Genomic DNA, 25,468 nt, shown 5'->3' with positions numbered 1-25,468 from the left:
AAGACCCGGAGACGGACAGCGACATGAGCGAGCAATCGGTGGTGGCGGGCGGCGTGCACGACGTGTTCGCCTCGGTCGCCTCTGCGGCCCCGGCCGCGACGGCACTCGTGACCCAGGACGGCACGGTCGGCTACGGCGAACTGGACGGCCGGGCGAACCGGCTGGCCCACGACCTCGTCGCGCACGGCGTGCGGCCGGGCGCGGTCGTCGGCGTGTGCCTGCCGCGTGGCGTGGACATGGTGGTCGCGGTACTCGCCGTCCTGAAGGCGGGCGCGGCGTACACGATGCTCGACCCCCGGTTCCCGGCAAGCCGCCTGGCCGCCGTGTGCACGCAGGCCGGGGTCCGGGTCGTAGTCACCGACAACGGGTTCGACGAGTGCACCACGGTCGCGCCTTCGACCGGAATGGTCGATGTCCCGCCACCGGTGACCGTCGGGCCGGACGACCTCGCGTGCGTCATGTTCACGTCCGGGTCCACCGGCACCCCGAAGGGCGTCGCCGCCCCGCACCGGGCGCTGACCGCCACCCTGCTCGGCCAGTCCTATGTGGACTTCGCGGCCGGCGACGTGTGGTTGCAGTGCTCGCCGGTGTCGTGGGACGCGTTCGCGTTGGAGCTGTTCGGGCCCCTGTTGTCCGGCGCGGTGTGCGTGCTGCAGCCGGGTGAGACACCCGAGCCATCGGTGATCGCGCGCCTGCTGACCGAACACCGGGTGACCACGCTGCACGTCTCGTGCGGGCTGCTCAACCTGCTCGTCGACGAGTACCCGGACGCACTCGCCGGGGTCCGCGAACTGATGACCGGCGGCGAGGCGCCGTCACGCGAGCACCTCGCCACGCTGCTTGCCCGGTACCCGGACGTGCGGCTGGTCAACGGCTACTCCCCCGTCGAGAACACGATCTTCACACTGTGCCACCGGATCACCCCCGCCGACACGGCGTTGCCCTCGGTGCCGGTCGGCGTCCCGCTGGCGGGCAAGGACGTGTACGTGCTCGGCGCGGACCTGCGGCCGGTGCCGGACGGCACGGCAGGCGAGATCTTCATGGCAGGGCCTGGACTCGCCGACGGCTACGTCGGGCAGCCGGGGCTCACGGCCGAGCGGTTCGTCGCGAACCCGTTCCGCCGGGGGACACGCATGTACCGGACCGGTGACCTGGGGGTGCGCCGCGACGGTGTGGTGACGCTGCACGGCCGCGCGGACGACCAGATCAAGATCCGCGGCTTCCGCGTCGAGCCTGCCGAGATCCAGGCCGCGCTGACCGCGCACCCGGCCGTGCGGCAGGCGGCGGTGACCGTGTGGGAACCGAGGCCGGGCGACCGGCGGCTCGTCGCCTACGCGGTGACCGACACCGGCACCGATCTGCGGGCGTACGCCGCCGAGCGGCTGCCCGAGCACCTGGTGCCGTCGGTCGTGGTGGCGCTGGACGCGTTACCGCTGACGCCGACCGGCAAGCTCGACCGGGCCGCGCTGCCGGAACCCGTGCTGGCGACGGGTTCCGGCGGCGAGGCACGCACCGAACGCGAAGCCGTGCTGTGCGGGCTGTTCAGCGAACTGCTCGGCGTGCCGGAGATCGGTGTCGACGACGACTTCCTCGCGCTGGGCGGGCATTCGCTGCTCGTCGCGACGCTCATCAGCCGGGTGCGCGCCACGCTCGGGGTGGAGCTGCGGATCGCCGACGTGTTCGCGACCCGCACCCCGGCCACGATCGCGGCACTGACCGGCTCGGCGGCGACCGCCCGCCCCGCGCCGACCTCGGGGCCACGGCCCGAGCGGGTGCCGCTGTCCTCCGCGCAGGCCCGGATCTGGTTCTCCGACCAGGTCGAGGGCGGCGCGACCTACACGATCCCGATCACCGTCCGGTTCGGCGGCGACCTGAACCGCGACGCGCTCCGGACCGCTCTCGGTGACGTCGTAGCCAGGCACGAAGCGTTGCGGACGGTCTTCCCTGTCGTGGACGGCACGCCGGTGCAGCAGGTCGTCGACGCGGCCCCGTCCTGGACCGAGCACGACACCGCGAACCTCGAGACCCTCGCGTCGGTGCCGTTCGACCTCGCCACCGAGCCGCCGCTGCGCGCGCACCTGGTGGGCAACACGCTTCTCCTTGTCCTGCACCACATCGCGGGCGACGGCTGGTCCACCACCCCGCTGCTGCGTGACCTCGCCACCGCCTACCGCGCGCGGTCCGGCGGACACGCGCCGGGGTGGCCGGTCCTGCCGGTGCAGTACGCGGACTACGCACTGTGGGAGCGGACCACCGGCGACCTCGCCGCGCAGGAGGCGTACTGGCTGGCCGCGCTGGCCGGGGTCTCCGGCGAGTGCACGCCACCGGCGGACCGGCCGCGCCCGGCAGTGCGGTCGGCCGACGGCGACACCGTGCCGCTCACCATCGGCGCGGACCTGCACGACGCGTTGCTGGGGGTCGCCAGGCGCACCGGCACGACCCTGTTCATGGTGCTGCACGCCGGTCTCGCCGCGCTGCTCACCCGGCTTGGCGCGGGCACGGACGTCGTGATCGGCACGCCGGTCGCGGGCCGGGCGGACGAGTCCCTCGACGACCTCGTCGGGCTGTTCGTCAACACCCTGGCCCTGCGCACCGACACGGCCGGCGACCCGACGTTCGCGGACCTGCTGGCGCGGGTGCTGACCGCCGACCTCACCGCCTACGACCACCAGGACCTGCCCTTCGACCGGCTCGTCGAGCTGGTGAACCCGGACCGCTCGCTCGCGCGGCACCCGCTGTTCCAGGTGATGCTGGTCCTGCAGAACACCCCGCCCGCCACCCCCGACTTCGGCGACCTGGCCGCCGAGCACCACGTGGTGGACCTGGACGTCGCGAAGTTCGACCTCACCATCGACCTCGCCGAGCAGACCGGCGGCGGGCTGGCGGGCAGGCTCGCCTACGCGACCGACCTGTTCGACCGGGCCACGGCCGAGCGGTTCGGCCGGGGACTCACGAGGATGCTGACCGCGCTGGCGGCCGACCTCGGTACCCGCCTCGGTGCCGCCGACCTGCTGGACGACGCCGAGCGCACTCGACTGGCTGCGTGGGGCACCGGTCCGGACCTGCCGACGGTCACGCGCCGCCTGCACGACCTGGCCGCCACCGACGCGATCGCCGTGGTGTCGGGGACCGAACGGGTGACCTACGCCGGGCTGGTGGCCCGCGCCAACCGGCTCGCCAACGAGCTCGTCGCGCAGGGTGTGCGGCAGGGCGAGATCGTCGGTGTCCTGCTCGACCGGGACGTCTCGCTCGTCGTCGCCGTGCTCGCGGCGCTGACCGCGGGTGCGGCGTACACCGTGCTCGACCCGCGCTTCCCCCAGGAGCGGCTGGAAACCGTGGCCGAGGCGGCCGGGATGCGGCATGTGATCGCCATGCCTGGCACGACCCTGGGTTCGGCCGTGGTCGTACCGCCCGAGGCCCAGAACCGCCCCGCGACCGCGCCGGTCGTGCCGATATCGCCCGAGGACGCGGCGTGCGTGATGTTCACGTCCGGCTCGACCGGCCGCCCCAAGGGCGTCGTGACCTCTCATGCCGCGCTGGCAGGCACCCTCCTCGGTCAGTCCTATGTGGACTTCGCGGCCGACGAGGTCTGGTTGCAGTGCTCGCCAGTGTCGTGGGACGCGTTCGCGCTCGAGTTGTTCGGGCCGCTGCTGTCCGGCGCGACCTGCGTGCTGCAACCGGGGCACGTGACCGACCCGGCCGTCATCGCGGACCTCGTGCGGGACGCGCGGATCACGACCCTGTACGTCTCCGCGAGCCTGCTCAACCACCTGATCGACGAGCACCCGTCGACGTTCGAGGGTGTCCGGCAGGTGATGACCGGTGGCGAGGCGGCGTCGGTGCCACATGTGCGGACGCTGCTCGACCGGCACCCGGACCTGCGGCTCGTCAACGGCTACTCCCCCGTCGAGAACACCATCTTCACGCTCTGCCACCGGATCACCCGTGCCGACACCAGGTTGCCCGCCATCCCGGTCGGGCTGCCGATCGCGGGCAAGCAGGCCTATGTCCTCGACGCGGGACTGCGGCCCGTACCCGTCGGGGTGCCCGGCGAGGTCTACATGGGCGGCGCGCTCGCCGACGGCTACCTCGGTCAGCCCGGCCTGACGGCCACCCGGTTCGTCGCCGACCCGTTCCGGCCGGGGAAGCGCATGTACCGCACCGGTGACCTGGTGCGCCGCCGCGCCGACGGCGTCCTCGACTACCTCGGCCGCGCCGACGACCAGGTGAAGATCCGCGGCTTCCGCGTCGAACCCGGTGAGGTGCTCGCCGCGCTACTGAGGCACGAGTCCGTGCGGCACGGCGCCGTCGTGGTTCGTGACCAGCGACTGGTCGCGTACCTGGTGGCCGACGGCGCGGTGGCCGACCTGCGTAACCACGCCGCCCGCGTGCTGCCCGAGCACCTGCGGCCCGCCGCGTACGTCCTGCTCGACACGCTTCCCATGACCCCCAACGGAAAGCTCGACCGCGCCGCGCTCCCCGCCCCCGCCACGCCGACGGCCCGGCGGCAGGAGCCACGCACGGCACGGGAACGCATCCTGTGCGGGCTGGTCGCCGAGGTACTCGGCCTGCCGAGCGACAGCGTCGGGCTCGGCGACGGGTTCTTCGCGCTCGGCGGGCACTCGCTGCTCGCGGCGCGGCTCGCCGGCCGGATCCGGTCGGTGCTGGGGGTCGACGCGGGGGTGCGGGACGTGTTCACCGCCGCCACGCTCGCCGACCTGGCCCGTGCCCTCGACACCGCCGGTGCCGCGCGGCCGCCGCTCACCGCGACGACCAGGCCCTCGGTCGTGCCGCTGTCGCCGATGCAGTCCGGGCTGTGGTTCCTGCACCAGCTCGACGGGCCGTCCGCCACCTACAACATCCCGGTCGCGCTGCGACTGCGTGGCGCGCTCGACGTGGCCGCGCTGCGGGCGGCCGTCGCGGATGTGGTGGCGCGACACGAGATCCTGCGCACCACGTTCCCGGTGTTCGACGGCGACCCGTGCCAGCGGGTGACCACCGACGCGCCGGTCGTCCGCGTGCTCGACAGCGGCGAGGTGGCCGGGCTGGCCCGTGAGCCGTTCGACCTCGCCACCGAGCCGCCCCTGCGGACCACGCTGCTGCGCACCGGCGACGACTGGGTGCTCGTGCTGGTCCTGCACCACATCGCGGGTGACGGCTGGTCGCTGCGCCCGCTGGTCGCCGACCTCGCCACCGCCTACCGCGCCAGGCTCTCCCGCTCGGCTCCGGAGTGGGCCCCGCTGCCGGTCCAGTACGCGGACCACGCGCTGTGGCAGCGCCAGGTGCTCGACGAGGTGGGCGACGACCAGTTCGACCACTGGCGGACGACCCTCGCCGGCGCGCCGGCCGAGCTGCGGCTGCCTGCCGACCGGCCACGCCCGGCCGTGCCGAGCCACCGGGGCGCGACCGTGCCCGTGACGCTGCCACCGGCACTGCACCGCGAGCTGACCGCCTTCGCGGCGGCCGAGCGGGTCACGCTGTTCATGGTGCTGCACGCCGCGTTCGCCGCGCTGCTGAGCAGGCACGGCGCGGGGAGTGACATCCCCGTCGGCACCCCGGTCGCCGGCCGCACGGACGAGGCGCTCGACGACCTCGTCGGGTACTTCGTCAACACGCTCGTGCTGCGCACCGACACCGAGGGCGACCCGACGTTCGCCGAGCTGCTGGGCCGCGTGCGCGCCACCGACCTCGCCGCCTACGACCACCAGGACCTGCCGTTCGACCGGCTCGTCGAGCGGCTCAACCCGGCGCGGTCGACCGCGCACCACCCGCTGTTCCAGGTGATGCTGGCACTGCGGCAGGACGTCGCGGACGCGCTGCCCGACCTGCCGGGGCTGGCGGCGTCGACGGTGGCCGCGCCGACCGGGGTCGCGAAGTTCGACCTGTCGCTGATCCTCGACGAACGCGGCGACGGCGGGGTCACCGGCATCCTGGAGTACGCCACCGACCTGTTCGACGCGGGCACGGCGATCGCCATCGCCGACCGGTTCGTGCGGCTACTGAGCGCGGCCGTGCTGGCACCGGACACCCCGCTGGGGCAGCTGCCGATGCTCGCCGACGAGGACCGTGCCGCGTTGCTCGGCAGCCGGTCCGGGGTCGCGGTTCCGGTGCACGCGGAGACCGTGCACGCCATGATCGCCGACGTGGCCCTGCGGACGCCGGGCGCGGTCGCGCTGGTCGACCACACCGGGTCCACGACCTACGGCGACCTCGACGTGCGGGCGAACCGGTTGGCGCACCAGCTCATCGCCGCCGGCGTGCGGCCAGGGGACACCGTGGGTGTCGGGCTCGCCCGCGACGCGGGCCTGGTGGTCGCGGTGCTGGGCGTGCTCAAGGCGGGTGCCGCGTACACGATGCTCGACCAGGACTTCCCGGCCGCACGGCTCGCGGCGGTCGCCAGGCAGGCCGGGGTGGCGGTCGTGGTCGGCGCTGCCGTCGACGGCACCCGCACGGTGACCCCGGCGGCCGACGGCCCGGCCACCGCGCCGGACGTCGCCGTCGGGCCGGAGGACCTGGCGTGCGTGATGTTCACCTCGGGGTCGACCGGGCGGCCGAAGGGGATCGCCGCGCCGCACCGGGCACTGACCGCGACCCTCCTCGGACAGTCCTATGTGGACTTCGCGGCCGACGACGTGTGGCTGCAGTGCTCGCCGGTGTCGTGGGACGCGTTCGCGCTCGAACTGTTCGGCCCACTGCTGCACGGCGCGGTCTGCGTGCTGCACCCTGGTCAGCGGCCGGAGCCCGCGGTGATCGCGGACCTCGTGGCCGCACACGGGGTGACGACGCTGCACGTGTCGGCACGCCTGCTCGACTACCTCGTCGACGAGCACCCGGCCGCGTTCACCGGCCTGCGGCAGGTGATGACCGGCGGTGAGGCGGCTTCGGTGCCGCACGTGGCGCGCCTGCTGGCCGAACACCCTGGCCTGCGGCTGGTGAACGGCTACTCCCCCGCCGAGAACATGATCTTCACGCTGTGCCGGACCATCGACGGGTCCGATGTGGACGCCGGGATCGTGCCGGTCGGGGTGCCCGTGACGGGCAAGCGGGTCTTCGTGCTGGACGCCGCCCTCGGGTTGGTGCCGCCGGGGGTGCCTGGCGAGCTGTACATGGCGGGGCCTGGCCTCGCACACGGCTACACCGGCCAGCCCTCGGTGACCGCCGAGCGGTTCGTGGCCTGCCCGTTCCTGCCGGGGACGCGCATGTACCGCACCGGTGACCTGGTGCGGATGCGGCCGGACGGGGTGGTCGAGTTCCTCGGCCGCGCCGACGACCAGGTGAAGGTACGCGGGTTCCGGGTGGAGCCCTCGGAGGTGGCCGACGCGCTGACCGCGCACCCCGGCGTGCGGCAGGCCGCCGTCGTGGTCCGCGATGACCGCATCGTCGCCTACGTGGTGGGTGACGTGACAGCGGCCGCGGCGCGGGAGTTCCTCGCCGGACGGCTGCCCGACCACCTGGTGCCCTCCGCGTTCGTGGCGCTCGACGCGTTGCCGCGCACGGCCAACGGCAAGCTCGACCGGTCCGCCCTGCCTGCGCCCGAGTGGGCCGGGGAGGGTGCCGCGCCGAGGACCGCGCGGGAGGAGATCCTGTGCGGGCTGTTCGCCGAGGTGCTCGGCGTCGCCGAGGTCGGCGTGGACGACGGGTTCTTCGCGCTCGGCGGGCATTCGCTGCTGGCGGCGAAGCTGGTCGGCCGGGTGCGTGCCGCGTTCGGCGCGGACCTTGGCATCCGGGACGTGTTCGCCACCCCGACCGTCGCCGGTCTCGCCACCCGCCTGGACACCGAAGGCGTGGCGCGGCCCGCGCTCGTGCGGGCGGAGCGGCCAGAGGAGCCGCCACTGTCGGCCGCGCAGGCACGCCTGTGGTTCGCGGAACAGCACGACGCCGCGACCTACAACGTCCAGTTCGCCGCCCGCGTCACCGGCCCGGTCGACGCCGGCGCGCTGACCGCCGCGGTCGCCGATGTCGCCGACCGGCACGAGGTGCTCCGTACCGTCTACCCTGCGGTGGACGGGGTACCGCACCAGCGGGTGCTGGCGGGTGCGAGCGCGGTCGAGGTCCTGCCCACCGCCGACCCGGCCGTCGTGATCGCGGCCGAGGCGCGGCACCCGTTCGACCTCGCCACCGAGACCCCGCTGCGGGTCCGGCTGCTGACCACCGGCGACGACGAGCACCTGCTTCTCGTGACGCTGCACCACATCGCGGGTGACGGCTGGTCGATGCGGCCGCTGCTCACCGACCTCGCCGCCGCCTACGCGGCCCGCCGCGCGGGCGACCGTCCCGAGTGGACGCCGCTGCCGGTGCAGTACGTGGACTACGCGCTGTGGCACCGGGAGCTGCTCGACTCGACGGCGCAGGCCCAGCTCGCGCACTGGCGGTCGGTGCTCGCCGGCCTGCCGGGGCTCGTGACGCTGCCCGCCGACCGGCCCCGGCCCACGACGGCGAGCCACCGGGGCGCCACGGTGCCCGTTTCGCTTCCCCCGGCTCTGCTCGACCTCGCAAGGAGTACCGGGACGACGCCGTTCATGGTGCTGCACGCCGCGGTCGCCGCGCTGCTGTCGCGGCACGGCGCGGGCCACGACATCGTGGTCGGCACCCCGACCGCTGGCCGCACCGACGCGGGCCTCGACGACCTCGTCGGGTTCTTCGTCAACACCCTCGCGCTGCGCACCGACACGTCGGGTCAGCCGACCTTCCGGACGCTGCTCGACCGGGTGCGGGAGGCCGACCTCGCCGCACTCGACCACCAGGACGTGCCGTTCGAGCAGGTCGTGGAGGACCTCAACCCCCGCCGGTCGCCCGACCGGCACCCACTGTTCCAGGTGATGCTGGTCGTGCAGAACGCCGGTGACGCGGCCGTCGGCCTCGCGGGCACCACGTGCGTGCCGGAGCCGGTGCCGAACACCGTCGCCAGGTTCGACCTGACCCTCGCGGTCACCGAGACCGCCGACGGGCTGACGGGCTATCTCGAGTACGCGACCGACCTGTACGACCGGACCACGGTCGAACGCTTCCTGACCCACCTGGCGCGGCTGCTCACGGCGGTGGCCGAGGACCAGGACACCGTGGTCGCCGACGTGGACCTGTTGTCGGCGGATGAACGGAACTGGTTGCACGGCAAGGGAACCGGACCCGCAGCGGCGCCGGTGCGGCCACTGCACGAGATCGTCGCGGACCAGCCCCCGGCGGCCGTCGCGGTGGTCGCGGACGGCATCCGGCTCACCTACCGTGACCTGGTCACCCGCGCCAACGGGGTCGCGCACGACCTGGTGGCACGCGGTGTGCGGCCGGGCGACCTCGTGGGGGTGCTGCTCGACCGGAACGCCGACCTCGTCGTGTCCGTGCTGGGAGTGCTGGGCGCGGGTGCGGCGTACACGATGCTCGACCCCCGCCTGCCGGACGCCCGCATCGCGGCGGTGCTGTCCGGCGTGACCGCGGTGGTCACCGACGACCCGGCGCGACTGCCCGCCGACGTGGTCGCGATCGCACCGGGCGCGGCCGGGCACGCCACGCCGCCGCCGGTGGCCGTGACGCCCGGCGACGCCGCGTGCGTGATGTTCACGTCGGGCTCGACGGGTACGCCGAAGGGTGTCGTCACCCCACACGGGGCACTCGCCGCGACCCTGCTCGGACAGTCCTATGTGGACTTCGCGAGCGACGAGGTGTGGCTGCAGTGCTCGCCCGTCTCGTGGGACGCGTTCGCGCTGGAGCTGTTCGGACCGCTGCTGACCGGCGGCACGTGCGTGCTGTTGCCGGGCACCCACACCGATCCGGCGACGATCGCGGACCTGGTGTCGGCAGAGCGGGTGACGACGATGCACGTGTCGGCGAGCCTGCTGAACCACCTGATCGACGAGCACCCGGCCACGTTCGAGGGCGTCCGCCAGGTCATGACCGGTGGCGAACCGGCCTCTGTGTCGCATGTGGACACGCTCCTGGCCAGGCACCCGGACCTGCGGCTCGTCAACGGCTACTCCCCCGTCGAGAACACCATCTTCACGCTCTGCCACCCGATCACCAGGGCGGACACGGCACTGCCCGCCATCCCGGTCGGGCTGCCGATCGCGGGCACGGTCGTGCACGTGCTGGACGACCGGCTCGCGCCGGTGCCCGTCGGCGTGCCCGGCGAGGCGTACATGGCGGGCACGCTCGCGCACGGCTACCTCGGGCAGCCGGGCCTGACCGCGGCGCGTTTCGTGGCCGACCCGTTCCGGCCGGGCATGCGGATGTACCGCACCGGCGACCTGGTGCGGCGGCGTGCGGACGGCGTCCTCGACTACCTCGGTCGCGCCGACGACCAGGTGAAGATCCGCGGCTTCCGCGTCGAACCGGGCGAGGTGGCGGCCGTGCTGGCCACGCACCCGGCGGTGCGGCGGTGCGCGGTGGTGGTCCGCGAGGACCAGCCTGGCGACAAGCGGCTCGTCGCGTACGTGGTCGGTGCACCCGGTCTCACGGCGGTGGCGCTGCGGAGCCACGCGGCCGAGCGGCTGCCCGACCACCTGCGGCCGTCGGCGTGCGTGCTGCTCGACGCGCTGCCGATCACGCAGAACGGCAAGCTCGACCACGCCGCACTGCCCGCGCCCGTCGCCGAGGCCGACGGGAGGACGGCGCCACGCACGGCCAGGGAGGAGATCCTGTGCGGGCTGTTCGCCGAGGTGCTCGGCGTGCCCGAGGTCGGGGTCGACAGCGGGTTCTTCGATCTGGGCGGGCACTCGCTGCTCGCGGCACGGCTGGTCAGCCGGGTGCGGACCGCGCTCGACGTCGCGGCGGGGGTGGCCGATGTCTTCGCCGCGCCGACGGTGCGCGAACTGGCGGCCCGGCTCGACGGCAGCGCCGACACGCGGCCACCGCTCGTGCCCGTGGAGCGGACCGACGACCTACCGCTCTCGCCAGCGCAGAGCAGGCTGTGGTTCCTCGACCAGTTGCGCGGACCGGACGCCGCCTACGTGGTGGCGCACGCGCTGGCGCTGCGCGGCCCCCTGGACGTCGACGCCTTGCGCGCGGCGCTGGGTGACGTGGTCGGCAGGCACGAGGCGCTGCGCACGACGTTCCCCGCGGTGGACGGGGTGCCCCGGCAGGTGATCCGGCCCGCCGACGGGGTTCACCTGTCCATCCCCGTCACCGAGGTGTCCGATATGGACACCGCGGTCGCCGATGCCGGGGCGTACGCCTTCGACCTGACCGCGGAACTGCCGTGCCGGGCGACGCTGCTGCGGGCCGGCGCGGACGAGCACGTGCTCGTGCTGGCCGTGCACCACATCGCCGCGGACGGGTGGTCGATGGGCCCCCTGCTCACCGACCTCGCCACCGCCTACACCGCACGGGCCGATGGTGATCGTCCGAAGTGGACACCGCTGCCGGTCCAGTACGCCGACTACACGCTGTGGCAGCAGGACCTGCTCGCCGCGACCGCCGAGGCGCAGCTCGCGCACTGGCGGGACGCACTCGCCGGGCTGCCCGACGTCGTGCCGATGCCGGTCGACCACCCTCGGGGCGGTACGAGCCGGGGCGGGCTGGCGCCGGTGACCGTGCCGGACGACGTGCACCAGGCGCTGGTGGCACTGGCCCGCCGGACCGGGACGACGCTGTTCATGGTGCTGCAGGCCGCGTTCGCGACGCTGCTGACCCGGCACGGCGCGGGCACCGACATCCCGCTCGGCGCACCTGTCGCGGGCCGCGCCGACGCCGCGCTCGACGACCTCGTCGGGTTCTTCGTCAACACCATCGTCCTGCGCACCGACACCGAGGGCGACCCGTCGTTCACGGAGTTGCTGGCGCGAGTGCGTGCGGCCGACCTCGCCGCCTACGACCACCAGGACGTGCCGTTCGAGCACCTCGTTGAGGCGCTCAACCCGGCGCGGGTCGCGGACCGGACCCCGTTGTTCCAGCACATGGTGGTGCTGCAGAACAACGCGGAGGCCGACTTCACGCTGCCAGGACTCGACACCACGGTGACGCCGGTGGCGACCGGTGCGGCCAAGTTCGACCTCGTGCTCGCCATGCGTGAGTCCGGCCACGGACTCGACGGCGCCATGGAGTACGCGGCCGACCGGTTCGACGCGAACACGGCGACGGCGCTCGTCACCCGGCTGGGCCGGGTGCTCGCCGCCGTCGCCGCCGACCCGGCCGTGCGGATCGGCGCGATCGACCTCCTCGACCCGGTAGAGCGGGACCTGCTCACCGGCGCGTGGGCGGGCACCCCCGCCACGGACACCGCGGTGTGCGTGCACGAGGTGGTCGCGGCCCACGCCGCCGCCACCCCCGGCGCCGTGGCGCTCGTCGCGGACGGCATGCCCGTCACCTACGCGGAACTGGACACCCGCGCCAACCGCCTCGCGCACCGCATGGTGGCGAGCGGCGTGCGGCCGGGCGAGCTGATCGCCGTGCGACTGGATCGCGGCGCCGACACGGTGATCGCGGTGCTCGCCATCCTCAAGGCAGGCGCCGGGTACACCATGCTCGACCCCCGCTTCCCCGCCGCCCGCGTGCACGCCATCCTCGACGCCACCTCGGCGCGGCTCGTCGCCACGGACGCGGCTGGCATCGCCTGGCTGGGCCAGAACGTGGCCACCGACATCGGGTTCCTGGACGTCACGTTCGTGCCGGACGGACTGCCCGCCACGCCACCCTCAGTGGACGTGACCCCCGAGGACACGGCGTGCGTGATGTTCACGTCCGGATCCACGGGCAAGCCGAAGGGCGTCGTCGCGCCGCACCGGGCGGTCACCGGCACGCTGCTCGGCCAGTCCTACGCCGACCTCGACGCCGGCCAGGTGTGGCTGCAGTGCGCGCCGATGCCGTGGGACGCGTTCGCTCTGGAGCTGTTCGGGCCGTTGCTGCACGGCGCGACCTGTGTGCTGCAGCCGGGTCCGGTGCCGGAGCCGAGCCGGATCGCCGCGCTCACCACCGAACACGGCGTCACGACGCTGTTCCTGTCGACCAGCCTGTTCAACTTCCTGCTCGACGAGTACCCGGCCATGTTCGCCGGGGTGCGGCAGGTGATGACCGGCGGCGAGGCCGTGTCGCCAGGCCACATGGCGCGGGTGCGCCGCGACCATCCGCACGTGCGGCTGGTGCACGCGTACGGCCCGGTCGAGCACATGATCTACACCAGCTGCCACGACGTGCGCACCGAGGACACCGAGGGCAGCACCGTGCCGATCGGGAAGTCCCTGTCCGGCAAGCGTTCCTACGTGCTGGACGCGCGGCTGGCACCGGTGCCCGCCGGGGTGCCTGGTGAGCTGTACGTCACCGGGACCGGGTCGGCACACGGCTACCTCGACGAGCCGGCGCTCACCGCGGAGCGGTTCGTCGCCTGCCCGTTCGAGCCCGGCACCCGGATGTACCGCACCGGTGACCTGGTGCGGTGGCGTGCCGACGGGGACCTGGAGTTCGTCGGCCGCGCCGACGACCAGGTGAAGATCCGCGGGTTCCGCATCGAGCCCGGCGAGGTCCAGGCCGTGCTCGCCACGCATGCCGGGGTGCGGCGCTGCGCCGTCGTGGTCCGCGAGGACTCCCCCGGCGACAGGCGGCTCGTCGGCTACGTCGTGCCCGAGCCGGGGCTCACCGCCGACGACCTGCGTGCACACGCAGAGACCGCGCTGCCCGAGCACCTGCGCCCGTCGGCCTACGTGCTGCTCGACGCGTTGCCGCTCAACCCGAACGGCAAGCTCGACCGCGCCGCGCTGCCAGCACCGACCCACGCGGACCGGCCATCGGGGCGCGCCCCGAGCACCCCGCAGGAGGAGGTCCTCTGCGGCCTCTTCGCCGAGCTGCTCGGCCTGCCCGGCGGCGTCGGGGTGGACGAGGACTTCTTCGTCCTCGGCGGCCACTCGCTGCTGGTGTCCCGGCTCGTGAGTCGCGTCCGCGCCGCGTTCGGCGTCGAGCTGTCGCTGAAGTCCGTGTTCGAGACCCGCACGGTGGCCGCCCTGGTCGGACGACTGGGCGCGGCCGAGCGGGCACGCCCGGCCCTGCGCCGCAGGCCCCGGCCCGAGGAGGCCCTGTGACCAGCCTGTCCACTCCCCCGTCCGTGTCCGCCCCGCTCTCCTTCGCCCAGCAGCGACTGTGGCTGCTGCACCGGATGGACCCCGGGACGACGTACAACGTGCCGGTGGCACTGCGGTTCCGAGGCCCGCTCGACGTCGCGGCGCTCGCGGCGGCGTTCGGTGACGTGGTGACCCGGCACGAGTCGCTGCGCACCGCGTACCCGGAGGTCGACGGTTCACCTCGGCAGGTCGTGCTGCCCGCGCAGCGCCAGGAACTGCGTGCCGAGCGGGTCGACGACCTGGACGCGGCGCTGGCCGAGGCGACCGGGACCGTCTTCGACCTGACCGAGGCGCCACCGATGCTGGTCCGTCTGTTCACTGTGGACGGAGAGCACGTGCTGCTGGTGGTGCTGCACCACATCGCGGTGGACGGCGCGTCCGTCGGCAGGCTCGTCGCCGACCTCACCACCGCGTATGCCGCCAGGGCGGCGGGCAGCGACCCGTGCCTGCCGGAGCTGCCCGTGCAGTACGCGGACTTCACGTACTGGCAGCAGGAGGTGCTCGGCGACCCGGCCGACCCGGACAGCCGCGTCGCACGGCAGATCGCCTACTGGGCCGGCACGCTCGCCGGAATGCCGGAGGAGACCGGGTTCCCGGCCGACCGCGCACGCGGCACGGCACCCGCGCACAGCAGCGGCACGGTCACCGCGTCGGTCGACGCCGCGACCCACGGGGCGCTGTCGGCACTCGCCGCCGGGGCGGGGACCACGACGTTCACCGTGGTGCGGGCCGCACTCGCCGCGCTGCTGACCCGGTACGGCGCGGGCACCGACCTCGTGTTCGGCACCGCGGCACACGGCCGCGCAGACGAGGCACTCGAGGAGCTCATCGGGTTCTTCGTGAACACCGTCGCCCTGCGCACCGACACCTCGGGCGACCCCACCTTCGCCGAGCTGCTCTCGCGGGTGCGGGACGCGGACCTCGACGCGTTCGCCAACCAGGACGTGCCGTTCGAGCGGATCGTCGAGGAGGTCAACCCGAGCCGCTCCCTCGCGCGGCACCCGCTGTTCCAGATCATGCTGGTGCACACCGGATCCGGCGGCACGCCGGTCGCGGCGCCCGGCATCGTCGAGGTGCTCCCGCTGGGCACCGGGACCGTGAAGTTCGACATGACCGTCGGCCTCCGCGAGGAGGCGGGCCTGCGGATCTCGTGGGACTACGCGACCGCGCTGTTCGACCACGCCACCGTCGAGGCCCACGCCACACGGCTCGTCCGGCTGCTCACCGCGGTCGCGGCCGACCCGGACACCCGGCTCAGTGACCTACCCTTGCTGACCGGGACCGAGCAGACCGTCGTCGCGCCCCGCCCGGTCGAGACCCGCTGTGTGCACGAGATCGTCGCCGCCAAGGAACCCGCCCGGACCGCACTGGTGCAGGACGGTGTGCCCGTCACCTACGGCGAACTCGACGCGTGGGCGAACCGGATCGCCGCCGCGCTCGGCGATCGGCGCGGCGAGATCGTGGGCGTGCACCTCGACCGCGGCCCCGCACTGATCGCGTCGTTGCTCGGTGTGCTGAAGGCCGGTGGCGCGTACACGTTGCTGGACACCGGTTTCCCCGCCGAGCGGCTGCGGTCGATCATCGAGCGGGCCGGGGTGCGGGTGGTGGTCGGCACCGACCTTGACCCGCACACCGTCCCCGACGCACCGGCACCCGCGATCGCGGTGGCGCCCGACGACCCGGCCGTCGTGATGTTCACGTCCGGCTCGACCGGTGAGCCCAAGGGTGTGCTGGCGCCGCACCGCGCGCTGACCGCCACCCTCACCGGCCAGGACTACGCCGGGTTCGGCGCGGGCGACGTGTGGCTGCAGGCCGCGCCGGTGTCGTGGGACGCGTTCGCCACCGAGGTGTTCGGCCCGCTGCTGCACGGCGGCGTGTGCGTGCTGCACCCGGCGGGCCCGCCGGACCCGGACGCGATCGCGCGCCTCGCGGACACCCACGGCGTGACCGTGTTCAAGGCGTCGGCGAGTCTGTTCAACCACGTGCTCGACGAGCACCCCTCGGTGTTCGCGAACGCGCGGTGGGCGCTGACCGGCGGCGAGCCGGCGTCCGCCGCGCACGCGGCCCGTGCACTGCGTGACTTCCCGCACCTGCGGCTCACCAACGGCTACGGCCCGGCCGAGAGCATGGGCTACAGCACCACGCACGCCATCACCCCGGCGGACACGAACGCCCGGTCGATCCCGATCGGCACGCCAGTGGCGGGCAAGGGCGGCTACGTCCTGGACGCACACCTGCGCCTCGTGCCGCCGGGGGGTGTCGGCGAGCTGTACCTGACCGGCGGCGGGCTCGCGCTCGGCTACCTCGGTGCCCCCGGCGCGACCGCGGAACGCTTCGTCGCCGACCCGTTTCTGCCGGGGACACGCATGTACCGCACCGGTGACCTGGTGCGGACCCGCATGGACGGCGTGCTCGAGTACATCGGCCGCGCCGACGAGCAGGTGAAGGTGCGCGGGTTCCGGGTGGAGCCCGCCGAGGTCGAGGCCGCGGTCCGCACCCACCCTTCGGTGGCACGCGCGGCGGTACTCGTGCGCGAGGACCGGCCCGGCGACCGCAGGATCGTCGCGTACGTCGTGCCGGAGCCCGGCGACGGGGCACTGGCCACGATCCGCACGCACGTCGCCGACCGGTTGCCGGAACACCTCGTGCCGTCCGCCGTGGTCGTGCTGACGGAGCTGCCGCTCACCCCGAACGGCAAGCTCGACCGGCGTGCGCTGCCCGCACCCGAGCACACCGCCGGTGGTGGCGCGCCGAGGACCGCGCAGGAGGAGATCCTGTGTGGACTGTTCGCCGAGGTGCTCGGCGTCGCCGAGGTCGGCGTGGACGACGGGTTCTTCGACCTGGGCGGGCACTCCCTGCTCGCGATCCGGCTGATCAGCGCCGCGCGCCGGGTGCTCGGGGTGGAGCTGACGATCCGGGACCTGTTCACCTGTCCCACCCCCTCGGCGCTCGCGGCCCGCGCCGCCACCGCCGGGCAGGCGCGGCCCGCGCTCGTCACGTGCGCCGACCGGCCCGACCCGCTCCCGCTGTCGGCGGCACAGCGCCGTCTGTGGCTGCTGGACCAGCTGCACGAAGGGTCGGCCGCCTACCACTCGCCGTGGGTGCTGCGGCTGCGCGGCACCCTCGACACCGGCGCACTGCGTGCCGCGATCGCGGACGTGGTGGCGCGGCACGAGACGCTGCGCACGGTGTTCCCCGTCGTCGACGGTGAGCCGGTGCAACGCGTGCTGACCGAGGCCACCGCGCCGGTCGAGGAACGCACCGTCGCACCCGCCGAGCTGGACGACGCACTGGCGGCGGCCGCGACCAGGGGTTTCGACCTGGCGACCGACCTGCCGCTGCGCGTGCACCTGTGGTCCGCAGGGCCCGGCGAGCACGTGCTCGTCCTCGCGCTGCACCACATCGCGAGCGACGGCTGGTCGAAGGGGCCGCTGCTGGCCGACCTCGCCCGCGCCTACACCGCGCGGCTCGCCTGCCGCGCCGACGACACCCCGCCACCCGCCGTGCAGTACGCGGACTACACGCTGTGGCACCAGGGTCTCGACCTCCATGGCCAGCTGGGCTTCTGGCGCGACACCCTCGCCGGGGCGCCGGAACGGCTCGACCTGCCGACCGACCGGCCACGCCCGGCGAAGCCGTCAGGACGCGGTGCCCTCGCCACCACCACGTTCGCCGCGGCGCCGGTCACGGCACTCGCGAAGTCCAGTGGCACCACCGTGTTCATGGTCCTGCACGCCGCTCTCGCGGCCCTGCTGACCCGGCTCGGCGCGGGCACGGACGTGCCCATCGGCGCTCCTGTCGCGGGCCGCACCGACGCCGCGCTCGACGACCTCGTCGGGTTCTTCGTCAACACCCTCGTCCTGCGCACCGACACCGAGGGCAACCCCACGTTCACCGAGTTGCTGGCCAGGGTCCGCGACACCGACCTGGCCGCCTACGCGCACCAGGACGTGCCGTTCGAGCAGGTGGTCGAGGCGGTGAACCCGGCCCGGTCGCTCGGGCTGCACCCGCTGTTCCAGGTGACGCTCGTGCTGCAGAACGCGGGCGGCGGCGAGCCTCCGACCTGGCCAGGGCTGTCGGTATCGGACATGAGCGCCGACACCGGCACCGCGAAGTTCGACCTCGCGCTGGTCGTGTCCGAACACGGCGATGGCATGACCGCCACGCTCGAGTACGCCACCGACCTGTTCGACGCGGCGACGGCGCAGACCCTCCTCGCCCGGCTGGGCAGGCTGCTCGCGGCCGCCGCGGCCGACCCGTCGACACCGATCGGGCGCCTCGACATCCTCGGCGATGCCGAGCACGTGCGGCTGCTGTCCGACGCCGGGCCGACGACGGCCCCGGCCTTCCGAACGGTGGCGGAGCTGGTCGCCGACCACGCTTGTGCCACCCCGGACACCACAGCGGTCGTCACGTGGCAGGGACTCACCCCGGTCACGGTGGACTACGCGGGCCTCGACGCGGCCGCGAACCGCGTGGCCGCTCACCTCGTCGCACACGGCGTGCGGCCAGGTGACCTCGTCGGCGTCTGCCTGCACCGCGGTCTCGACGCGGTCGCCGCACCGCTCGGCGTGCTCCGCGCGGGTGCCGCGTACCTGCCGCTCGACCCCGGCTACCCCGCCGACCGGCTCGCGTACATGCTCGCCGACGCGGACGCGGCGCTGGTCCTCACCGAACCCGCGCTCCGGGACCGGGTCACCGCCGACGGCGTGCCCGTGGTGTGTGTGGCAGACCTGCCCGCCGCGGCCGGGCCGGTGTCGGTGCCGGTCACGCCCGGCGACGCGGCCTACGTGATCTACACGTCCGGCTCGACCGGCAGGCCGAAGGGTGTCGTGGTGGACCACCGCGGCCTCGCCGACCTGTGCGCGTGGCACCTTCGCGTCTACGGCACCGCGCCGGGTGACCGCGGCGGTCAGGTCGCGGCCCAGGGCTTCGACGCCGCCGTATGGGAGCTGTGGCCGACCCTCGCCGCGGGCGCCGAGCTGCACCTGCCCGACCGCGCCACGCTCGCCGACGCGGACGCGCTCGTCGCGTGGATCGTCCACTCCGGACTCACCACCTGCTTCCTGCCGACCCCGCGCCTTGAGGTCGTGCTCGACGACCTCGCCGCGGCGGGCGGCGCGCTGCGCACGGTGCTCACCGGTGGCGACGCGTTGCGCAGGCGGCCCGGCCAGGACACCCCGTTCACGCTGGTCAACCACTACGGGCCGACGGAGACCTCGGTCGTCGCGACGTGCGGCCCGGTCGGCGCCGGCACCCGCGCCGACGTGCCGCCGCCGATCGGCCGTCCCGTCGACAACATGCGGGCCTACGTGCTCGACCGGCACCTGAACCCGGTGCCCGACGGGGTGACCGGCGAGCTGTACCTGGCCGGAGCGGGCCTCGCCCGCGGCTACCTCGGCAGGCCCGGCCTGACCGCCGAGCGCTTCACCGCGTGCCCGTACGAGCCCGGTGCGCGCATGTACCGGACCGGCGACCTGGTGCGCCGCAACGCCGACGGCGACCTGGAGTTCGCGGGCCGCGCGGACCAGCAGGTGAAGCTGCGCGGGTTCCGCATCGAGCTCGGCGAGATCGAGTCGGTGCTGACCGGGCACCCTGCGGTGGCACACGCGGCCGTTGTGGTCCGGGAGGACCGGCCTGGCCTGCCGATCCTCGTGGCGTACGTGGTGCAGAGGGATGACCTCGACACGGCCGCGCTGCTCGCCGACCTGGCCGTGGTGCTGCCGGAGCACATGGTGCCGACCGCGGTCGTGCCGATGACCGCGCTTCCGTTGACCGCCAACGGGAAGCTCGACCGCCGGGCACTGCCAGCACCCGAGCTGCCGGACGGTGGCGCCCGTGCGCCACGCGGTCCACGGGAGGAGATCGTGTGCGGCCTGTTCGCCGAGCTGCTCGGCGTGGCGGACGTCGGGACAGACGACGACTTCTTCCGGCTGGGCGGGCATTCCCTGCTCGCGACCCGGCTCGTCAGCAGGCTCCGCACCGCGCTCGATGTCGAGCTGTCCGTGGCGGACCTGTTCACCCACCCGACGCCCGCCGGGCTGACGACGTGCCTCGACCGCGCAGCGCCGCCGCGGCCGCCGGTCGTACCCGTGGTCCGGCCGGACGCGGTGCCGCTCTCGTTCGCGCAGCGGCGGTTGTGGTTCCTGAACCGGATGGCGGGCCCGTCGTACGCGGTGCCGGTCGCGCTGCGGTTGCGGGGTGACCTGGACGTGGCGGCGCTGACCTCGGCGGTCGGGGATGTGGTGGCGCGGCACGAGGCGCTGCGGACCACGTTCCCTGACGTCGACGGCGAACCCGTGCAGCGGGTGCACACCGGCGTCATCGTGCCGCTCGCCGAGGACGCCGACGCGGTGACCGCCCCGTTCGACCTGACCACCGAGCTGCCGGTCCGCGCGGCCATCGTCCGGGAGACGCCGGACGCGCACGTGCTCTACCTGACCATGCACCACATCGCGTGCGACGGCTGGTCGATGGGTCCGCTGATGCGTGACCTCGGCGACGCCTACCGGGCACGGACCGAAGGCCGGGCACCGACGTGGGCGCCGCTGCCCGTGCAGTACGCGGACTTCGCTCTCTGGCAACGAGACCGGCTCGGCGACGAGGCCGACCGCCAGGTCGCGTACTGGCAGGATGCCCTCCGCGACCTGCCGGACGAGCTGTCGCTGCCTGCCGACCGGCCGAGGCCCGCCACGTCCGCGCACACCGGCGGTCGCGTGCCGGTGCGGCTCGGCGCCGACGTGCACGCGGCGATCACGGCACTGGCCCGGCGCACCGGCACGACGCCGTTCATGGTGCTGCAGGCCGGTTTCGCGACGCTGCTGACCCGCCTCGGCGCGGGCACGGACGTCCCGATCGGCACACCCGTCGCGGGCCGCACCGACGCCGCGCTGGACGACCTCGTCGGATTCTTCGTCAACACCCTGGTCCTGCGCACCGACACGGCGGGCGACCCGACGTTCACCGGACTGCTCGACCGGGTGCGGGCCACCGACCTCGCCGCGTTCGCCAACCAGGACGCGCCGTTCGAGCGGCTCGTCGAGGTGCTGAACCCGGCGCGGTCGCTGAGCAGGCACCCGCTGTGCCAGGTGCTACTGACACTGCAGAACACCGGCGACGGGACGCTCGAACTGCCAGGGCTCACCGTCGAACCGGTGCCGGTGGAGACCGGGTCCGCCGCGTTCGACCTGTCGCTCGGGTTGCGGGAGACCACGGACGGGTTCGACGGCGCGCTCGCCTACCGCGACGACCTGTTCGACGAGCGCACCGCCCGCGCGCTGGCCGACCGCCTGGTCCGCGTGCTCACCGCCGTCACCATCGACCCGGACGCGCCATTGTCCACTGTGGACGTAATGGTCGACGGCGAACGGGAGCTGGTGCTGGCCGGCTGGAACGACACCGCACACCCGGTGCCCGCCACGACTCTGCCGGAGCTGTTCACCGCCCAGGCCGCACGCACCCCCGGCGCCGTCGCGCTGATCGCCGACGACGGGACCGCACACACGTACGCGGCGGTCGAGGACAGGATCGAGCGGCTCGCACGGGCGCTGCGGGCGCGTGGTGCCGAGCGGGAGCGGGTCGTCGCCGTCCATCTCGACCGGTCGGTGGACCTGGTGGTGGCGCTGCACGCCGTGCAGCGCGCGGGTGCCGCGTACCTGCCGGTCGACCCCGGCTACCCGGCCGACCGGGTGGCGCTCATGATCGGCGACGCCGATCCCGTGCTGGTGCTGGACGAACCGGCGCTGCGGGACCTGGAGTCGGCGGACGTGGCCCTGCCGGAGGTCCACCAGGACGACGCCGCGTACCTGCTCTACACGTCCGGCTCGACCGGGCGGCCCAAGGGCGTCCTGATGACGCACCGCGCGATCGTGAACCGGTTGCGCTGGATGCAGCACGCGTACCCGCTCGACGCGGACGACCGGGTGCTGCAGAAGACGCCGTCGAGCTTCGACGTGTCGGTGTGGGAGTTCTTCTGGCCCATGCAGACCGGTGCCGCACTGGTCGTCGCGAAGCCGGGCGGTCACCGCGACCCGGCGTACCTGGCCGACCTCATCGACACGCAGCGGGTCACGACCGTCCACTTCGTACCGTCGATGCTGGACGCGTTCGTGGCCTACCTCGAGGACACCGGGCTGCGTTGCCCGAGCCTGCGCCGCGTGGTGTGCAGTGGCGAGGCGCTGCCGAGCGCGCTCGCCCGCCGGTTCGCCGCCGTGTGCGGCGCCGAGCTGCACAACCTTTATGGCCCAACGGAAGCCGCGGTGGACGTGACCGCCCAGCAGGCGTCCTGCCGCGAGGCAACGGCGACCGTGCCGATCGGACGGCCGGTCTGGAACACGGCGGTGTACGTGCTCGACGCCGCGCTGCGGCCGGTGCCGCCCGGTGTGCCGGGCGAGCTGTACCTCGGTGGGGTCCAGCTGGCACGGGGCTACCACGGCCGGTTCGCGCTCACCGCCGAACGGTTCGTCGCCTGCCCGTTCGGCGCCGGCGAGCGCATGTACCGGACCGGTGACGTCGTCCGCTGGGACGCCGACGGCGCGCTGGAGTACCTTTCCCGCGCGGACGACCAGGTGAAGATCCGCGGCGTGCGGATCGAGCCGGACGAGGTCGCCGCCGCGCTGGGCACCCACCCGGACGTGGCCGCGGCCGCGGTGATCGCCCGCGACGGCAGGCTGATCGGCTACGTCGTGCCCACCCGCGAGGTGGACCAGGACGCGGTCCGTGCCCACGCCAGGGAACGCCTGCCGGAGCTGCTGGTGCCCGCCGCGGTCGTGGTGCTCGACGCGCTGCCCCTCACCCCGAGCGGGAAGCTCGACCGGAAGGCCCTGCCTGCCCCGGAGGTCACGCGTGCGGCCCGCCGGGCGCCTGCCACGCGGGAGGAAGCGGCGCTGTGCGCGTTGTTCACCGAGGTGCTCGGCGTCGACGCGGGCCCGGACGACGGGTTCTTCGACCTCGGCGGCCACTCGCTGCTCGCCACCCGGCTCATGGCCGCGGTCGGCACCCGGTTCGGGGTGCGGCTCGGCGTGCAGACGGTGTTCGAGGCACCCACCCCGGCCGCGCTCGCCCGCCGAGTACTGGGCGGCACCGCGAGCGGGGACGCACTCGACGTGCTGCTTCCCCTGCGCATCAACGGAGACGCGCCACCGGTGTTCTGCGTGCATCCGGCGGCCGGGATCGGCTGGGTCTACTCAGGACTGCTGCCCCACCTCCCCGGCACCCCGGTGTACGCGCTGCAGTCACGCGGCCTGTCCGAACCCGGGGCACACCCCGCGAGCATGGCGGACCTCGTGAAGGACTACCTGGAGCAGATCCGCGCGGTCCGGCCCGACGGTCCGTATCACCTGCTTGGTTGGTCGTTCGGCGCGAACGTCGCCCACGCGCTCGCCGCCGCACTCCGCGACGAGGGTGCGGAGGTCGGCCTGGTGGCACTGCTCGACGGCTATCCGACCACCCCGTCGGACCGGCAGTGGAGCGCGACAGATGCCGTTGTCCTGCAAGCCTTGCTGACCTCGCTCGGCTACCCGGCCGAGCCCGCCCCCGAGACCCCGGCCGACGTGGCCGCCCGCGTGCTCGCCGAACCCGGCCCGCTCGGCGGGCTGCCGCCGGACCGGATCACCGCGCTCGCGGCGGTGTTCGCCGCGCACTGGAACGTCATGGCCCTCGGCACCACCGCCACGTTCGACGGCGACGTGCTCGTCGTCCGCGCCACCGAGGACAAGACCGCCGACTCCCCCGTCCCCGCCGACTGGCGGGCCTGCGTCACCGGGCACCTCCACACCCACGACATCACCTGCCGCCACGGTGACCTCGCCACCCCCGGCCCGCTGGCCGAGATCGGCGCGCTCGTCGCCACCCACCTGAAAGGAACCCGGGCATGACCACCGCCGAAATCAGCACGGAGACCGCCGCCGGACTCGCCAACGAGTTCTACGCCCGCGTCGACGCGGGCGACATCGACGGCCTGGTCTCGATGTTCGCCGACGACGCCGAGTACCACCGGCCCGGCTACCCGCCGGTGCTCGGGCAGTCCGGCATGGACCACTTCTACCGCTACGAACGCGTCATCGCCGGTGGCGCGCACACTCTCGACGGCGTCGCCGTCACCGGGAACGAGGTCGCCGTGCGCGGCTCGTTCGCGGGCACCAAGCGCGACGGATCGGTCGCACAGCACCGCTTCGCCGAGTTCTTCACCCTCGGCACCGACGGCCGCTTCGCCCGTCGCGAGACCTTCTTCTCCGCCCCGCTCGTCTAGCTTTCCCACTATCCCAAGGAGAATCCGATGACCTCGCTGCTCGACAAGCCCGAGACCACCTCTCCCGGCCACGGCGACGCGTTCACCCGCAGCCTCTACAGCCTCCGCTACAGCCCCGAGCTGGGCTGGCACGGTGGTTCGCTGGCACCGATGGCGGACCTGACGATGCACCCGGCCACCATCGGCCTGCACTACGGGCAGGTGATCTTCGAGGGGATGAAGGCGTTCCGGCAGGCCGACGGCACGATGGCGGTGTTCCGCCCGTACGAGAACGCCCGCCGGTTCCAGCGTTCCGCCGCGCGCCTCGCGATGCCGGAACTGCCGGAGGAGCTGTACGTGTCCGGTGTGGACCAGCTGGTGTCCGCGGACCAGCACGAGCTGTCCGACAACCCGGACCACAGCCTCTACCTGCGGCCGCTGATGTTCGGCACGGACGTGAACCTGATGCTGCGCCCGTCGGACGAGTACCTGTTCCTGGTGATGGCGTTCGTGGCGGGCGGGTTCTTCGGTGACAAGGTCGAGCCGGTGTCGGTGCTGATCTCCCGCGACCAGGCCCGCGCGATGCCGGGCGGCACCGGCAACGTCAAGTGCGCCGCGAACTACGGCCCCTCGTTCGTCGCGCAGCGCAAGGCGCAGGAGGCCGGCTGCCAGCAGGTGGTGTGGCTCGACGCCGCGGAGCGCACGTGGGTCGAGGAGATGGGCGGCATGAACCTGTTCTTCGTGCGCGGCAAGGGTGCCGACGCGGAGGTGTTCACGACGCCGCTCACCGGCACGCTGCTGCCGGGCGTCACGCGGGACTCGCTGATGCGGCTCGCCGCACGGCACGGCTACCGGGTCGCGGAGCGGCCGGTGTCGGTGGACCAGTGGCGTGCGGAGTGCGAGGCCGGGTCGATCACCGAGGTGTTCGCGTGCGGCACCGCGGCCGTGGTGACCCCGGTCGGCACGGTCCGCGACCGCGACGGCGACTTCGTGATCGGTGACGGCGACATGGGCCCGGTGACGAGCACGCTGCGGTCGGCGCTGATGGCGGTGCAGCGCGGCACCGCGCCGGACCCGGACGGCTGGCTGCACCAGGTCCGCTGACCTCACCTGGCCAGGTCGACCCCGGCCGCGGCGGCGAGGGCGGCGAGCGCATGCGGGCTCTCCAGCGTGTGCTCGACCAGCCCCGCCCCCGGCCCGG

Annotated in this window: 4 protein-coding genes; all 4 read left to right on the top strand. The window is 73.9% G+C overall.

Going from position 1 to position 25,468, the window contains the following annotated elements:
• Positions 1-23: 23 nt before the first annotated feature.
• The 4 genes from WBA97_RS05185 to WBA97_RS05170 are packed head-to-tail and all read left to right on the top strand — an operon-like array spanning position 24 to position 25,371.
• Positions 24-14,000, top strand: coding sequence for an amino acid adenylation domain-containing protein (locus WBA97_RS05185; protein ID WP_424229525.1), 13,977 nt, complete (start codon positions 24-26; stop codon positions 13,998-14,000).
• Positions 13,997-23,914, top strand: coding sequence for an amino acid adenylation domain-containing protein (locus WBA97_RS05180; RefSeq protein ID WP_424229524.1), 9,918 nt, complete (start codon positions 13,997-13,999; stop codon positions 23,912-23,914). The genes WBA97_RS05185 and WBA97_RS05180 overlap by 4 nt, the downstream gene beginning before the upstream one ends.
• Positions 23,911-24,288, top strand: coding sequence for a nuclear transport factor 2 family protein (locus WBA97_RS05175; protein ID WP_424229523.1), 378 nt, complete (start codon positions 23,911-23,913; stop codon positions 24,286-24,288). Before WBA97_RS05180 ends, WBA97_RS05175 begins: the two co-directional genes overlap by 4 nt.
• 27 nt (positions 24,289-24,315) lie before the next feature.
• Positions 24,316-25,371, top strand: a complete 1,056-nt coding sequence (locus WBA97_RS05170) for a branched-chain amino acid aminotransferase (RefSeq protein WP_424229522.1) — start codon at positions 24,316-24,318, stop codon at positions 25,369-25,371.
• Positions 25,372-25,468 lie beyond the last annotated feature (97 nt).

This window comes from Actinophytocola sp., assembly GCF_049647105.1.
In the GTDB taxonomy this organism is placed as follows: Bacteria; Actinomycetota; Actinomycetes; order Mycobacteriales; family Pseudonocardiaceae; genus Actinophytocola.
This window is presented reverse-complemented; position numbering and strand designations above follow the sequence as displayed.